11 protein-coding genes are annotated in these 15,326 nt (G+C 46.7%); 5 read left to right on the top strand and 6 right to left on the bottom strand.

Annotation, left to right across the window (positions count from 1 at the left end):
* Positions 1–11 precede the first annotated feature (11 nt).
* Positions 12–2,312: an LPS assembly protein LptD gene (gene lptD / locus J4N39_RS12840; protein ID WP_252023748.1), complete on the bottom strand. Its 2,301-nt coding sequence runs from the start codon at positions 2,310–2,312 to the stop codon at positions 12–14.
* Positions 2,313–2,488: 176 nt separating this feature from the next.
* Between lptD and djlA the strand changes: the two genes are divergently transcribed.
* Both djlA and J4N39_RS12830 read left to right on the top strand, forming a co-directional pair.
* Entirely contained in the window at positions 2,489–3,358 is an 870-nt protein-coding gene (gene djlA, locus J4N39_RS12835) for a co-chaperone DjlA (RefSeq protein ID WP_252020064.1), read from the top strand.
* Positions 3,359–3,381: 23 nt separating this feature from the next.
* Positions 3,382–3,918, top strand: a complete 537-nt coding sequence (locus J4N39_RS12830; RefSeq protein ID WP_252020062.1) for a DUF924 family protein — start codon at positions 3,382–3,384, stop codon at positions 3,916–3,918.
* Between the two features lies 1 nt (position 3,919).
* Here the strand turns inward: J4N39_RS12830 and J4N39_RS12825 are convergent, their stop codons facing one another.
* From J4N39_RS12825 to leuA, 5 genes are all read right to left on the bottom strand, one after another.
* Positions 3,920–4,702: a DUF547 domain-containing protein gene (locus tag J4N39_RS12825; protein WP_252020060.1), complete on the bottom strand. Its 783-nt coding sequence runs from the start codon at positions 4,700–4,702 to the stop codon at positions 3,920–3,922.
* A gap of 235 nt (positions 4,703–4,937) precedes the next feature.
* Complete coding sequence (leuD, locus tag J4N39_RS12820; RefSeq protein WP_252020058.1) at positions 4,938–5,540, bottom strand: 3-isopropylmalate dehydratase small subunit; 603 nt, start codon at positions 5,538–5,540, stop codon at positions 4,938–4,940.
* A 12-nt stretch (positions 5,541–5,552) separates the two neighbouring features.
* A complete protein-coding gene (leuC, locus tag J4N39_RS12815) occupies positions 5,553–6,950 on the bottom strand; it encodes a 3-isopropylmalate dehydratase large subunit (protein WP_252020056.1) in 1,398 nt (465 codons plus the stop codon).
* A 53-nt stretch (positions 6,951–7,003) separates the two neighbouring features.
* Positions 7,004–8,095 (bottom strand): 3-isopropylmalate dehydrogenase, encoded by a 1,092-nt coding sequence (leuB, locus tag J4N39_RS12810; protein ID WP_252020045.1) that lies wholly within the window; start codon positions 8,093–8,095, stop codon positions 7,004–7,006.
* Positions 8,096–8,221: 126 nt separating this feature from the next.
* A complete protein-coding gene (gene leuA, locus J4N39_RS12805; RefSeq protein ID WP_252020042.1) occupies positions 8,222–9,775 on the bottom strand; it encodes a 2-isopropylmalate synthase in 1,554 nt (517 codons plus the stop codon).
* Positions 9,776–10,201: 426 nt separating this feature from the next.
* Between leuA and J4N39_RS12800 the strand changes: the two genes are divergently transcribed.
* The 3 genes from J4N39_RS12800 to J4N39_RS12790 are packed head-to-tail and all read left to right on the top strand — an operon-like array spanning position 10,202 to position 15,241.
* Positions 10,202–10,861 carry a TetR/AcrR family transcriptional regulator gene (locus tag J4N39_RS12800; RefSeq protein WP_252020040.1) on the top strand — a complete coding sequence of 220 codons (660 nt, stop codon included), beginning with the start codon at positions 10,202–10,204 and terminating at the stop codon, positions 10,859–10,861.
* Positions 10,845–12,140, top strand: coding sequence for an efflux RND transporter periplasmic adaptor subunit (locus J4N39_RS12795; protein WP_252020038.1), 1,296 nt, complete (start codon positions 10,845–10,847; stop codon positions 12,138–12,140). Before J4N39_RS12800 ends, J4N39_RS12795 begins: the two co-directional genes overlap by 17 nt.
* Positions 12,137–15,241 carry an efflux RND transporter permease subunit gene (locus J4N39_RS12790; protein WP_252020036.1) on the top strand — a complete coding sequence of 1,035 codons (3,105 nt, stop codon included), beginning with the start codon at positions 12,137–12,139 and terminating at the stop codon, positions 15,239–15,241. The genes J4N39_RS12795 and J4N39_RS12790 overlap by 4 nt, the downstream gene beginning before the upstream one ends.
* Positions 15,242–15,326 lie beyond the last annotated feature (85 nt).

Raw genomic sequence — 15,326 nt, 5'->3', positions numbered from 1 at the left:
TTGGTTCTTACTTAGTTGTTTAAGTAGAACGGGCGTCCGTAGCCTAGGGCGTTATCGGTGGATTGTGTCGAGCTGAGCTCGGTGCCAAAACCACGGATGCCGATATCAAATTTGAAGTTACTTTCGTAACTAGGTTCGGTGCCAGTAGCACCTACGATGCCACCTTCCCAATCACGGATCTGGTTACTGTAGGCAAAGCTGATAAACCAACAGTCACTGGTATACCCCAGCTTGGCAAGGCTTTCGAGGCGAACATTTTCCGTTATGTCATGGAAATATTGGACTTCGGCTTTCCAGTTTCGATTGATATCAAAGCCTGTCAATAAACCAGCCTGCGAGATACCGTTACGTGTATAGGTGTTGCTCTCATTAATAAAACTAACATTACTATTTATGTATTCTTTTGATACATAGCGATAATTGCCTTGAACATAGCCTTGATCAAATCTGTACTCTAAGGTGCTGTTTCCTAGCTGGAGCGCACTAGATGCCACGTCATACTGAATACCACCGTGATAGAACAAGTAGTCACTGAAGTTGAAATCCGCTTCTATTGCCCAAGCAGAATATGACGATTGGTCTGTAGAGGCTGACTCTCGGTTGAGGTAGTAGATTTGACCAAAAGAGACATTCATGCGCTCTTTGTAATTGCTGTCATAAAATCGGGTCGTAGCACCGTAACTGATTTGGTTAGCTTGATTAATTCGGTCAACACCACTGTGCCTACGACTTCTGAACAAGCCATAATAGTCTGTTTGAAGATTCGTTGTGTCATAGAGTGCAATGTTGGTTTGATCTACGTCGGGAATGTACAGGTATTGAACTTTTGGCTCGAGCGTTTGCAAGTATTCTCCAGTTTGACGTTCTAGATTCAGCTCACCCAACAATCTTAATTCAGGTAGCGCTCGTGCAACTTCTTCTTCATAGTTGGCGTTCTCTGTTTCACTTGAATCAAACTCTTGTTGGTAATAAGTGGCCAGCATTCGTGCTTCACCGGTTAAAGAGCCCCAAGGTTTGCTAAAAGGCATGATAATCCCTGGCTCTAAGTGCAATCGAGTTGCCGTAGGGCGAGAAGTATCTTGGATCTCAAATCGGCTGATATGGCCCAGTACATCAAAGTTCACACCGTCGTATAAGCTAGGTGCGTAGTAGTTAAATTTTAGCTGTGGTAACAATTGGTAAGGTTGAGTCGACGTATCTGCACTATCCAATATTTGGAAGTCTTTTACTGTTAATTCAACATCCCAGTTTTCCTGACGGTAACTGGCACTCCCTTTTTGCAGCAATTGACCATCTTCACGATTACCTACACTCGATTCCAAGTCTTTGAAGTAGTTCTTGTCACTGATGCGTGAATAGTCGATATCGACTTTCCAATTCTCGGCAATGATGCCACTGTGGGTATAGCCAAATGCCCAGCGGTGGGCATCTTTAGAATATTGGCTGTCACTGCCGATATATTCGCCACGCAGGTCGCCGCTTCCGTAATTGGTTAGGTAGCGAAAATCACTGGTGAATTGGGTGCCGCGGCGCTCCATATAGTTAATCGTCGTGGTTAAATCGTAGTTTGGAGCAAGATTCCAATAAACCGGCACCTTCACTTTAAGACCATCTTTGGTATCAAGAGAGATGGTTGGAAATAACATCCCGGTTTTACGCTGACCACCAACAGGCATGCTCATGTACGGAATGTACATCACAGGAACATCCAATACTTCAAAACGAGTATGGTAAAAGTAGGCGTATTGCTCTTCCTGATCGACCTCGATAGAACCAGCTTTGAGCATCCACGTGTTATCGCCTTCTGGACAGGAGGTTAGGGAACCATCTTCCATTTCATACACTTTTTGCCCGGTTTTCAGCACCATTGCCGCATCACCACGGCCTGATTCACACAAAAATTGATACTGCGTATTTTCCATACGCGTCTCATCGCTATCAAGCTGAGCGGTAATTTTGTCGGCTTTGGCTTTGACTTGAGCATCTTTAAAGCGCACATCACCTTCGGCAATCATGGTTTGCTCGACAGGTTTGTGAGTAATGCTGTTGGCACGGATCTCGCGAACGCCTTGAGTGATGGTGACATCACCTTCATAGACGGCTCTTTTGTCAGCTTCTGCGATGACGCGGTCCGCTTTGATGTGAATTGGCTGATTATTAATGTCATTCTGAGCGCTTTCTGCGACCAGACATTGATCCTGAGGCGGCATTTGCTGCACACTGTCTAGGTTTTGTTCTTCAGCTTGGAGTGCGGGTGTGGTTAATGCAGCACTCACAGAAACGGCAAGTAGAGTGCGAGAAGTACGAAACATCAAGTTGAACAATCCTGTGGTGCTTGAATCCATGGGTGAAAAGTCGGAACACCTTGGCAAGCTAGCCATCAAAGCACGGTTCCGATAAAAGGTCCTTTATAATAAAGGATTCTTCATTGAATCGACACTATAAGACCGCATAACAAGATAAAAATTCATAGATTGAGAGCACAATAATGCAGATTTTTGGCAAAATTCTCGGCGCTTTTTTCGGTTTTCTGTTCGGAGGACCATTTGGTGCGTTACTGGGGGTATTTCTAGGGCACCAGTTCGATAAAGCTCGTCGTTTGCAGCACGGTGGTTTTGGCAGTGGAGGCAGTTTTGGTTCTGCTGGTGGCTTTGGTCAGACTTCAAACGCCGAGAGGCAAGCCGAGTTTTTCCACAGCGCATTTGCGGTGATGGGGCATGTAGCTAAAGCAAAAGGCCAAGTGACCGAGCAAGAGATTCAGTTGGCTAGCACTTTGATGGGACGCATGAATTTGCATGGCGAGCAGCGCCGAGCCGCTCAAGATGCCTTCCGTGAAGGTAAATCAAGTGACTTTCCATTGCGTGAAACCCTAGAAAAAGTTCGCCTTTCCTCTGGCGGTCGCCATGATTTGCTACAATTTTTCTTAGAGTTACAGATCTCTGCTGCATTTGCTGACGGTGACCTTCATCCAAGTGAGCGCCAAGTGTTACATACCGTTGCGCAAGGGTTAGGGTTCTCGAGCCAGCAGCTTGAGCAACGTTTGCAGATGCAAGAGGCGGCGTTTCGTTTTCAGCAAGGCGGTTTCCATCAAGGAGGTGGGCACTCATCTGGAGGCGGCTCTTGGCAGCAAGCTACATCAGCAAACCAGTTAGCTGACGCTTACAAAGTATTGGGTGTCGCTGAAGGGGCGGACTCAAAGACCGTTAAGCGTGCGTATCGCAAGCTAATGAACGAACATCATCCAGATAAACTGGTGGCTAAAGGTCTGCCAAAAGAGATGATGGAAGTGGCCAAAGAAAAAGCCCAAGAGATCCAATCGGCTTACGATTTAATTAAGAAAGAGCAAGGGTTTAAGTAGCCCAATGGCATTTGGAGAGGCATATGTACACTGATGTACTGACTTTTTGGTTTGATGAGTTAACCCCTAAACAGTGGTTTGTAGGGGATGAGACACTGGATACCCAGATTAGTGAGCGCTTTGGTGAGTTGCATTCAAAGGCTGCTCAGTGTGAGCTGTTTGAATGGCGGCAGAGTCCTTTTGGTCGGCTGGCAGAAATCATCGTGCTCGATCAGTTTTCTCGCAATATCTATCGTGGTAAACCTCAGGCATTTGCTAGCGATCCGCTTGCGTTGGGTTTGGCGCAAGAAGCGGTGAGATATGGTGAAGATAAGATCTTAAGTCCTCAGCAGCGCAATTTCTTGTACATGCCATTTATGCACAGCGAATCTCTGAAAGTTCATGAGCAAGCCGTCGGCCTGTTTCAGACCAACGGTAACGAGAGTACGCTAGAGTATGAGTTTAAGCACAAAGAGATTATTGAACGCTTTGGTCGCTACCCTCATCGAAATGCCATTTTAGGCCGTACCTCTAGCCAAGAAGAGCTATTTTTCTTAGAGCAACCGGGCTCGAGTTTCTGATCTATTTCGTTTGGTTAAGATCCCAGTCATAGTCATAGCGGATCTTAACCGAGCTTGGCACATCGCTACGGTACTGCTGCAAATGCTTGATAACTGCAGCGTCATTCCCACCAAAGTCTTCCGTGAACCACTCGTAAATGGAAGATAGCGTCATGCCTTTGCTAGTGATCATGACCCCCTTGTCACTGTTAACAAATGCTTTTGCAGCTTGCTCTAGCAGCATTTGTGTGTTTTGTGACGTAAAGGCTTGCGCTTGTAAGTTGGGGCACCCCAAGCTTGCACAGTTGACCGCATAATGGGTGCGGGCATCGTTCCAAATTGGGCGCAAAATACGGTGCTCTATGTCGTTGAGCGTTAATTTTTTACCATCGACCGTTATTACTTCCTCTCCCCACGGGCCAAAGCTAAATAATCCACCCAGCTTAGTAATGGATTTAACTGGGTAGGCATCCAAGATCAAATCTACCGTAATGGCATTATAGAGATTCACCCAGTAGGCATACTGCTCTGCACGATTAAAGCTTTTAGGGTCAAGGGCTGCGAGCGCGTTGATGTAGTTGTTTAATAGCGCCTTGTCAGAGTTGGATACAGAAGCGTATTTAATTAAGTGGTGCTGCCCATCTTGAACCAAATATTTGTCGAGAAAAGATTGCCACTCCTGATGAGAGATAACCTTTGGATTGGATTCATCACTGTTATCCCAATAGGCCCAAAGCTCAGATTTAGGCGCAGCAAAGGTGGTGGTGCTGACTAGTGTCAGTATCAGTAGCCAAAACTTTTTCATTACGGACTCCTTGTTGGTTAGGAGAGTAGACCTTGGGGATGGGGAAAAACTTGCGGGGGATTAAAAAAGAAATGCGATCTGAGGTGATCGCATTTTCTAGATTGGTGTTGTCGTTATTCGGGCTTTACTTACACAAGACGCAATTCATCATCCATGATGCTTCACTGCGACGTCCTTGTCGCAGAGACTTGTTCCAGCAAAGCCCGAATAACTCATTTAAGCTGTGGGCTAAAAGTTAGCGTAAGAACGCAGGGATCTTCTGCTCGTACTCTGCAATCTTCTCTTCATGTTGAAGCGTCAAGCCAATGTTATCCAAGCCGTTTAACAAACAGTGACGACGGAATTCATCGATCTCAAATGAGTACTCTTTGCCGTTGGCACGTACCTTCATTGCCTCAAGATCCACTTCGATCTGTGCGCCTTCGTTCGCTTCAACAAAGCTAAATAGCTCATCCACTTCAGCTTCAGTCAGCTTCACTGGCACCATCTGGTTGTTGATTGAGTTGCCGTAGAAGATATCTGCAAAGCTTGGAGCGATCATGGCACGGATGCCGTAATCTGCTAGAGCCCATGGTGCGTGTTCACGCGACGAGCCACAGCCAAAGTTTTCACGAGCGAGTAGGATACTTGCGCCTTGGTAGCGAGGTGCATTCATCACAAACTCTGGGTTTGGTTGTTCACCAGCATCATCTAGGAAGCGCCAGTCGTGGAATAGGTGTTTACCAAACCCTAGGCGAGATACTTTTTGTAAGAACTGCTTAGGGATGATGGCATCGGTATCAACGTTCGCTGCATCTAGAGGAACGACTAAGCCGGTATGTTGTTTAAATTCAGCCATTAGAGTGCTCCTTTAGATTTCACGAATATCAACGAAATGGCCAGCAATTGCTGCGGCGGCGGCCATTGCTGGGCTCACTAGGTGAGTACGGCCATCACGACCTTGGCGACCTTCAAAGTTGCGGTTTGAAGTGGACGCACAGCGCTCTTGTGGGCCTAGGCGGTCGTTGTTCATCGCAAGGCACATTGAGCAGCCTGGTAGACGCCATTCAAAGCCAGCGTCGATAAAGATCTTATCTAGGCCCTCTGCTTCTGCCTGTGCTTTTACTTGCTCAGAGCCTGGTACGATCAGCGCTTGAACGTGAGATGCGACTTGCTTGCCTTTGGCAACAGCTGCGGCTGCACGCATATCTTCGATACGTGAGTTTGTACAAGAACCAACGAAGACTTTATCTACTGGGTAGTCAGAGAGCTTAGTCCCTGCGCGTAGACCCATGTAGCCCAGTGCTTTTTCTGCCGAAGCTTTCTCAACAGGATCACTAAAGTCTGCTGGGTTTGGAATGGTTTGATCCACTGCGATCACCTGACCTGGGTTGGTGCCCCAAGTCACTTGAGGTTTGATCTCCGCAGCATCAAGTGTCACTACTGCGTCAAACTCAGCATCATCGTCAGATTTTAGGCTGCTCCAGTATTCTACTGCCGCATCCCAATCATCCCCTGTTGGTGCAAATTTACGGCCTTGGATGTAATCAAAGGTAGTTTGGTCTGGTGCGACTAGGCCAGCTTTCGCCCCTAGCTCGATCGCCATGTTACACACCGTCATACGACCTTCCATAGTTAGGTCACGGATCGCTTCACCACAGAACTCTACCACGTAGCCAGTACCACCTGCGGCTGTAGTTTTGCCGATGATGGCTAGCACGATATCTTTCGCCGTAATGCCTTCTGCAACCTTGCCTTTAACTTCAATCTTCATGGTCTTAGCGCGAGCCTGCTTTAGCGTTTGAGTCGCTAGGACATGCTCTACTTCAGAAGTACCAATACCGAATGCTAGAGAGCCAAATGCACCGTGAGTTGCGGTATGTGAGTCACCACAAACGATAGTCATACCTGGTAGGGTAATACCTAATTCAGGGCCCATCACGTGTACGATGCCTTGGTATTTGTGGTTGATGTCGTAAAGGGTGACACCAAACTCTTCACAGTTCTTCGATAGTGTTTCCATCTGGATACGTGCCATCTCACCTGAAGCGTTGATATCTTTGGTTTCGGTCGATACGTTGTGGTCCATAGTGGCAAAGGTCTTGCCTACTTGGCGCACTTTACGACCTTTCTCACGAAGGCCGTCAAACGCCTGTGGTGAGGTCACTTCGTGAACTAGGTGACGGTCGATATATAGAATTGGGTTTTCACCCTCGGCTGCTACCGCAACGTGGGCGTCATAGATTTTTTCGTATAGTGTTTTTGACATTGTCTGCTTCCTTGTCACGTGGGCAAAGCAAGCTCTACCCACGCACTGACGCTTTATGAGTTTGTAATGTACGCTGCGATCTTGTCGCCCATCTCTGAGGTGGTTAGCGCTTTGTTATCACCCGCAAGGTCTGCGGTTAGCTCGCCCGCTTCTAGTGCTTTAGATACTGCATTTTCAATATCTTGTGCAGCCGCTTCTTCACCTAAGCTGTAGCGGAGCATAAGCGCCGCTGAAAGGATTTGCGCTACTGGGTTAGCGATGTCTTTACCTGCGATATCTGGAGCACTGCCACCTGCTGGTTCGTACATGCCAAACTTACTTTGGTTAAGGCTTGCAGAAGGAAGCATGCCCATAGAGCCTGTGATCATGGCGCACTCATCAGAGATGATGTCACCAAAGATGTTTGAACATAACATTACGTCAAACTGCGATGGGTCTTTGATAAGTTGCATGGTTGCGTTATCAATGTAGATATGGCTTAGTTCGACTTCTGGGTACTCTTTTGCCACTTCTTCAACCACTTCACGCCATAGGATAGAGCTTTGTAGAACGTTGGCTTTATCAACTGAGCAAACTTTCTTTGTACGCAGCATCGCCGATTCAAATGCGATACGAGCAATTCGCTCGATTTCGTAGCGGTGGTAAACTTCAGTATCAAATGCTTTCTCGTTGTCCCCTTCGCCTTCACGACCTTTTGGTTGGCCAAAGTAAATACCACCTGTTAGCTCACGAACAACCACTATATCGAAACCGCGCTGTGAGATATCAGCACGTAGTGGTGAGAAGGCTTCTAAACCTGCATGGATTTGGGCTGGGCGTAGGTTACAAAACAGTTGGAAGTGCTTACGTAGTGGCAATAGCGCACCACGCTCAGGCTGATCGTTTGGTGGTAAGTGTTCCCACTTAGGGCCACCTACTGAGCCAAATAGCACCGCATCAGAGTCTTCACAGCCTTTTAGTGTTACGTCAGGAAGTGGCGAACCGTGGTTATCGATGGCAATACCGCCTACATCGAACTCTTCACGCTCAAAGGTAATTGCATGTTTTTTCTCGATAGCATCAAGAACCTTGTGTGCTTGTTGCATTACTTCTGGGCCAATACCGTCACCCGGTAGAACGGCAATTTTGTAGCTTGAGCCTGCCATGGTTGCTTTTTCCTTGTGGTTTCAAATTGTGTTTGCGAAATATTATTTTTAGTTCAGTAGTCTCTGTTAAAAGTGATTGGGTTTAAGGGGTTGGTATAGCCTTAAACCCTTAAACCCTTAAACCCTTTAAACAGTTTCAATTTTTTCTTTGTTCTGTTTGATCTCTTCGATCTGCTCAGCGCGGTGGATGCTGTTGATTACATGCAGTAGTGCTTGGCCTGAAGCCTCAACAATATCGGTAGAAACGCCAGTGCCGTGGTACTTACGACCTTTGTAGTTAGCAATGATATCTGCCTGACCAAGACCATCTTCACCTTCGCCTTTAGCGGTTAGGTCGAACTTATCTAGCACGATGTCGTAGCCTGTGACCCGGTAGATGCATTGATAAAGCGCATCAACAGGACCATTACCAACTGCGGCTTCCGCAGTCTCTTTATCACCACATTGAAGCTTGATGCTGGTGGTCGCCATTACGCTGCCAGATTGCACGCTTAGGTAGTTCAACTTATAGAAGTCATCTTCTTCTTTAAGGTTGGAGAAGAACATCAAGGCTTCTAGGTCGTAATCGAAAACCTGACCTTTGCGATCGGCAAGCTTCAAGAAGTCTGCGTATAGCGCATCTAGGTTGTACTCATCTTCATTGTAGCCAAGCGTATCCATATGGCTCTTCACTGCAGCACGGCCAGAGCGAGAGGTTAGGTTAAGCGCTTGGTTCTTAAGACCAATTGACTCAGGAGTCATGATCTCATAGGTGTTCTTGTTCTTTAGCATGCCATCTTGGTGGATACCTGAAGAGTGGCTGAATGCATTGGCACCAACAATCGCCTTGTTACTTTGCACTGGCATATTACATAGCTGGCTAACCATCTTACTGGTGCGATGGATCTCTTGATGGTTGATGCCTGTGGTTACACCAAGGTGCTCTGAGCGAGTCTTGATGATCATCGCTATCTCTTCTAGCGAACAGTTACCCGCACGTTCACCAATACCATTGATGGTACCTTCTATCTGGCGAGCCCCCGCTTGTACTGCAGCAATCGAGTTCGCCACCGACATGCCTAAGTCATCATGACAGTGTACCGAGATGATCGCTTTATCGATATTTGGTACGCGATTAAATAGTGTTTCAACGATGCCACCAAACTCACTTGGCACCGTATAACCAACAGTATCTGGGATGTTGACAGTAGTTGCACCGGCATCAATGGCTGCTTCTACCATACGGCAAAGATTGTCGATAGGGGTACGACCAGCATCTTCACACGAGAACTCGACATCGTCGGTGTAGCGACGAGCACGCTTAACCGCTTCCACACCCATCTGCACCACGTCATCGTAACTGCGGCGTAGTTTGTCTTGAACGTGAACTGTTGACGTTGAGATAAAGGTATGAATTCGGAAAGCTTCTGCAACCTTCAAAGATTCGGCAGCTACGTCGATATCTTTGGCGACAGCACGAGAAAGGGCACAAACACGGCTATTCTTGATGTGTTTGGCAATGGTTTGAACCGACTCAAAGTCACCCGGTGAAGATACCGGAAAACCTGCTTCGATCACGTCAACACCCAGTCGCTCTAGCGCATAAGCAATTTGCAGTTTTTCTTTTACCGTTAGGCTTGCTGAAAGTGCTTGTTCGCCATCACGTAGTGTGGTGTCGAAGATAATGACTTGATCGCTCATGTTGTCAGTCCTTTTTAGAGAGTTAATCGGTTGCTTCCCACTGATACCGATTTTTTATGTTTTGATAGTTACAAAAAAACCCGCATCAGTTGCGGGCTTTTTCTTTTTTGTGGTGTTTTTTCAGTCCACAGCCTACCCGCGCGATGTTATCACGATAAGGAGGAGGCTAAGCAGAGATGAAAAACGTGAGGTCATTGTTACCGTCCACAAAATTGAATTAACAAATTAATATCCTTTTCCTTCGTAGAGGTCAATAGTCTCGGTGGATATTTCTGCAATTAAAGCCGAATAATTACTCATAGAAGGAGACATAAAGTAAAAAGCCAATAAATTAATCAAATGATGAAATAGTGATGAATTAATCTTCTATCATCCATGCACCTTGCTACCTATAATTAATCAGTTGATTAAATAAAGGGCATAGTGATGGCAAGAAAAGTCGGACGGCCAAGTCAAGATATTGATACGAGAGAGGCTTTGATCCACAGCGCCAGAGAGCTGTTTAGCATCATGCCCTATGAAAAAGTATCTACTCGGCTAATAGCAGAGAAAGCAGGGGTCAATATCGCACTGATCCGATATTACTTCGGTAGCAAGGTGGGACTGTTTGAAACCATGATCCGAGAGACGATTGCTCCCATGAAACAAACCATCGCAGAGATGGAAAAAGAGGGGGAACAACAGAACTTTCTCAACATTATGAAAACCTACTACTCAACGATGGGGAAGAATCCAGATTTTCCGAGGTTGATAGGTAGAACCATGATGATGGATGAAGATAACCCTCAGCGGCAGATGCTGGTGGATATTATGACCAGTATTTCGATGCCTGCTCGTTCGACATTAGACAGTAAGTTATCTCAAGCTGGAATGCTGCAACCCGGACTAGATCCCAAGCTTAGTCGACTAAGCTTTATTAGTTTGATGGTGTTTCCATTTCTTGCGCCTCCAGAAATTATGAAGATGCATAACATCGAGCTGACAGAAGAGTTTCTTGAACAATTACTAGAGCACAACCTCGCATTTATTCAGCGAGGATTGCTAGCGCCAATGGATGCAGGAGAAGAGCATGACCCTAAAGCGTAAACTGTTATTTTTCCCAGCTTTGGCTATTGGGATTATTTTACTTGTGATGGCAGTAAAACTTCGTCCACAGCCGCCAACTAAACCTGCGGCTGATCGCTCTCGATTGGTTGAAGTGATTGAGATGCAGCCTGTGGAAATAGCGCCGAAGGTGGTTGGGTTTGGCAAGGTTGCGCCGAAGTTTGAGTGGAAAGCTATCGCAGAGGTAAGCGGTAAGGTCATTTACCGTCATCCACAACTTGAGAAAGGCCGTTTACTCAAAGCGGGCACTGAGGTGCTGCGAATTGACCCTCTTGATTACGAATTAAAGTTAGCGCAAGCGCAGGCCGACCTAAACTCCAGCAATACTCAGCTGGCTAAAATCGATCTTGAACAAAGTAACTTGAAAAGTACCCTCAGTATCGAGAAAAGCCGCTTATTTATTGCTAAGAAAGAACTAGAGCGTAAGCAGAATTTGCGCCAAAAAGGCTTAACATCTCAGTCAGATGTTGATCAGCAGAACCAGTCTTATCTTTCGCAGCAGAAACTCGTTCAGGATATGGAGAATCAGCTAAAACTCTTCCCTGATGAAAGAAAAGTGGCACAAGCGCAAGTGAAAGTGAATCAATCTCGTGTCAAAGAAGCGCAGCGTTCGCTAGACAAAACTACCGTGACACTTCCAGAAGATTTGCGCATTGCTGAGGTCGATGTGGAGTTAGACCAAGTGGTCAATTTGCAGCAGACCATGATAGTTGGTCATGGTGTGGAAACGATGGAAGTGGAAGCTCAACTAGCGATTCACGATATGAGAATCTTAGCAGCAAGCTTTAAACATAATGGCAGCACAGCACAGCCGCAACTCTCTTCAATTAAGGCTCAGGTTGAGCTTAGTAGCGGAAACAGTTCTGCCATTTGGGCGGCGAAAGTGGCCAGAATCAGTGAAACGGTGGACTCAAATCAAGCGACGGTTGGAGTGATCTTAGAGATAGAGCAGGATTACTCTCAGCTTGACCCGAGCAATCGCCCACCGCTAGTCAATGGCATGTTTGTTAAGGCAGAAATCGAAGGAAATGCAGAAGCACAATGGGTGATCCCTGAACGAGCACTGCATGGTGAGCGCATCTATTTAATGGAAAATAACCGCCTAAAATTCCTGACAGTAGAAGTGCTATACCGTCGTGATGATCAAGTAGTGATCTCTGCCGAACTTAAAGAAGGTGACAAGCTGATCATCAATGATCTATTGCCTGCGATCGAAGGTATGGCGATACGCGAGCAAGATATGCAGGGAGCAAACACATGATCCGGTTTTTCTCCCGACACCCAACCGCAGCTAACTTATTGATGTTGACTCTGCTTATCTTGGGATTGAGCTCGTTATCCAGCATTAAACGTGAGACGTTTCCTGAGTTTTCACCACCATTTATTATGGCTGGAGTGGTATACCCTGGGGCATCGCCGCAGGAAGTTGAGGAAAGTATCTGTGTACGAATGGAAGATGCCGTCGATGGCCTTGCCAACATCGTAGAAACTCGCTGTGAAGCCGTAGAAGGATCGGCACGTCTTGTATTGAAGCTGAACGAGAAAGCCGATATTGGACGTATGCTGGTAGATGTGCAAACACAGATAAATTCGATCAACGATTTTCCTGATGAAATTGAAAGTCCAGTGGTGCAAGAGCTGGATTGGAATGAGCCAGTGGTCGATATTGCCATTACCGCAGATATCGGTTGGCCTGAACTAAAGGCATACGCAGAGCAACTAAAACGGACGCTAAAGCTGGATTACGGGGTGTCCTTGGTCGATGTGAGTGGTTTTTCAGATCATCAATATCGTGTTGAGTTAGATGATCAAGCCATTCGTCAGTTAGGCCTGAGCGTGGCAGATATTGCCAATCAGATTGGTCGACAGAATATTAAGTTGCCAAGTGGTGCGATTGAAACCGCAGAGAAGAACTTCCTTATTCGTTTTGATGAGCGACGCACCACCCCTGAAGAGTTGAAGACAATTGTCGTCGGGTCTGCGCCAAATGGCAGCGTAATTCGATTGGGTGATATTGCCACAATAACCGACCGTTTTGAGTTGGATGAGCAAAAAGTACTATTTGATCAGCACCCTGCAGCAATTCTCAAGGTGAGTAAGAACAAAGCCGATGATGCATTGCGCATCAAAGATCGAGTTGTTGAGTTTATAGAAGATCAACAAGCGATTGCTCCTGATGGAGTCAAACTGGAGATGACCAATGATATCTCCTCAGTATTGTGGGATCGTCTTACCATGATGGTTAAGAATGGCTGGCAAGGTATTGTCTTGGTCTTCTTTGTGATGTGGTTATTTTTCAGCTTCCGTTACTCATTTTGGGTGGCAGCAGGTTTGCCAGTCGCCTTTCTTGGTGGCCTATTTTTGATGGCGCAATTAGGGCTTTCCATCAACATAATGTCGCTGGTGGGCCTGTTGATGGCGATTGGTATCATGATGGATGACGCCATCGTGATTGCAGAATCGATTGCTGCTCATTTGGACCGAGGCGAAGAGATCGACGATGCCGTCTATAAAGGCGTGAGTAAGGTATTGCCGGGGGTCATCTCATCATTTCTGACCACTGTGTGTATTTTTGGCAGCTTACTCTTCCTTGAAGGGGAGATGGGGGCGGTGCTCAGTGCGGTGCCTCAAGTCTTGATTTTGGTGCTGAGTTTAAGTCTGGTTGAAGCCTTCTTGATCTTACCTAACCACCTTGCTCATTCATTGCATAAGCAAAAAAACGAAGCTAAGCCGCTGCGTTTCAAAGCGATACTATTGGAGAAGTTTGAGCAGTTTCGAAACAACCAATTGATGACTGCAGTGGGCGCAGTGGTGAAGTGGCGCTATGCCTTTTTAGGTTCAGTGCTGGCACTGCTGTTAGCCTCTGTTGGTCTAGTAGCGGGAAATGTGGTGAGCTTTGTGCCATTTCCTGATCTAGATGGCGATATAGCCGAAGCTCGAGTCATTTTGCCTCCGGGATCAACGTTGGCACAGACCGAGCAAGTGGTAGACAAACTGATCCAATCGGCAGACAAGCTAAATAAAGAGTGGAGCGAAAACTACGAGCAGGGCAGAGTGCTGGTTGAGCATATTACCAGCCAGTTCAACATGAACTCAGACGCCGATGAAAGTGGCCCGCACCTTGCGACGGTGAGGCTTGATTTGCTTGGTGCTGAAGAGCGCAATACTTTGATAGATGAGTTTGTCGATGCTTGGCGAGAAGATGTTGGAGAATTGGCGCTACCTGTCTCTCTGGTCTTCAAACAGCCGACCATGGGCCCAGGTGGAAGAGCCATCGAAATCCGTGCTCAGCACGACTCATTAGAGGAGCTTAAAGCCGCTTCTATCGAAATCCAAGATTACCTCAATCAGTTTGACGGGGTAACTGGTGTGCTCGATGATATGCGCTTGGGCAAGGAAGAGATCTTAGTCAAGCTAAGGCCAGGGGCAGAAACCTTTGGAGTTAATGGCCAGATGATCGCAAGTCAGCTGCGTGCCGCATTCTTTGGCCAGACCGCTGACGAGATTCAAGTCGGGGTTGAGAACATCAAAATTGAAGTGCAACTCAATAAACTTCAGGCTGGTGATCTTGCTCAGTTGGTAAATTTCCCAGTGATTACGGGGGATGGCAAACAGATCCCGCTGGGCACTGTGGCGATTTTGGACTTTCAACGTAACTACGTGCGAATTCAGCGCATTAATGGCCTTCGTACGATCAGTATTTATGCAGACGTCGATAACGCAAAGGCAAGCTCGACGGCGATCGTTAATCAATTCCAAGCGCAAGAAGTCCCTGTGTTGAAAAGCAAGTATCCAGGACTGCGCTTCGACTTTGAAGGGCAGGCCGCAGATAGTGCAAAGACAGGTAGCTCGATTGCTAGTGGGTTCTTACTAGGACTATTTGGCGTGTTCGTTATCCTCAGTTATCAGTTCCGCAGTTACCTAGAGCCATTTGTGGTGATGTTAGCGATCCCTTTGGCACTGATAGGGGTGATTTGGGGCCACTTCCTGCTAGGGCATTCATTGAGTATGCCAAGTATCATGGGCTTTGTTTCCCTTGCAGGCATCGTGGTTAACGACTCCATTTTGTTGGTGCAGTACATTCGTCACCATGTCGATGAAGGGGATAGCGTGTATGACTCGGTGGTAAAAGCCAGTCGTGAGCGATTCAGAGCAGTATTTTTGACCTCTCTGACTACCGCAGCGGGTTTGTTGCCACTGTTGACGGAAACCAGCTTGCAAGCTCAGGTTATTCAGCCGTTGGTGATATCGATAGTGTTTGGCATATTTGCTTCAACTTTGCTGGTGCTATTCATGATCCCGGCCGCTTACGCCATTTTGGCTGACTTTGGTGTGGTGCATAAACATGAAGAACTGCACTAGATTTTTCCTTCTTTAAGTAAAACAGTGCTCTGAACACTACTCAGAGCACTGTCATTCTTTTACAAACAATTTGTCACTTCCCCGT

The organism is Vibrio sp. SCSIO 43136 (assembly GCF_023716565.1).
Classification (GTDB): domain Bacteria; phylum Pseudomonadota; class Gammaproteobacteria; order Enterobacterales; family Vibrionaceae; genus Vibrio.
The sequence above is the reverse complement of the archived record's forward strand: the minus strand, read 5'-3'. Positions and strand labels throughout refer to the sequence as shown.

Coding starts and splice junctions, on each gene's coding strand:
- lptD (WP_252023748.1), bottom strand. CDS start 2,312: ATGTTTCGTACTTCTCGCACTCTACTTGCCGTTTCTGTGAGTGCTGCA.
- djlA (WP_252020064.1), top strand. CDS start 2,489: ATGCAGATTTTTGGCAAAATTCTCGGCGCTTTTTTCGGTTTTCTGTTC.
- J4N39_RS12830 (WP_252020062.1), top strand. CDS start 3,382: ATGTACACTGATGTACTGACTTTTTGGTTTGATGAGTTAACCCCTAAA.
- J4N39_RS12825 (WP_252020060.1), bottom strand. CDS start 4,702: ATGAAAAAGTTTTGGCTACTGATACTGACACTAGTCAGCACCACCACC.
- leuD (WP_252020058.1), bottom strand. CDS start 5,540: ATGGCTGAATTTAAACAACATACCGGCTTAGTCGTTCCTCTAGATGCA.
- leuC (WP_252020056.1), bottom strand. CDS start 6,950: ATGTCAAAAACACTATACGAAAAAATCTATGACGCCCACGTTGCGGTA.
- leuB (WP_252020045.1), bottom strand. CDS start 8,095: ATGGCAGGCTCAAGCTACAAAATTGCCGTTCTACCGGGTGACGGTATT.
- leuA (WP_252020042.1), bottom strand. CDS start 9,775: ATGAGCGATCAAGTCATTATCTTCGACACCACACTACGTGATGGCGAA.
- J4N39_RS12800 (WP_252020040.1), top strand. CDS start 10,202: ATGGCAAGAAAAGTCGGACGGCCAAGTCAAGATATTGATACGAGAGAG.
- J4N39_RS12795 (WP_252020038.1), top strand. CDS start 10,845: ATGACCCTAAAGCGTAAACTGTTATTTTTCCCAGCTTTGGCTATTGGG.
- J4N39_RS12790 (WP_252020036.1), top strand. CDS start 12,137: ATGATCCGGTTTTTCTCCCGACACCCAACCGCAGCTAACTTATTGATG.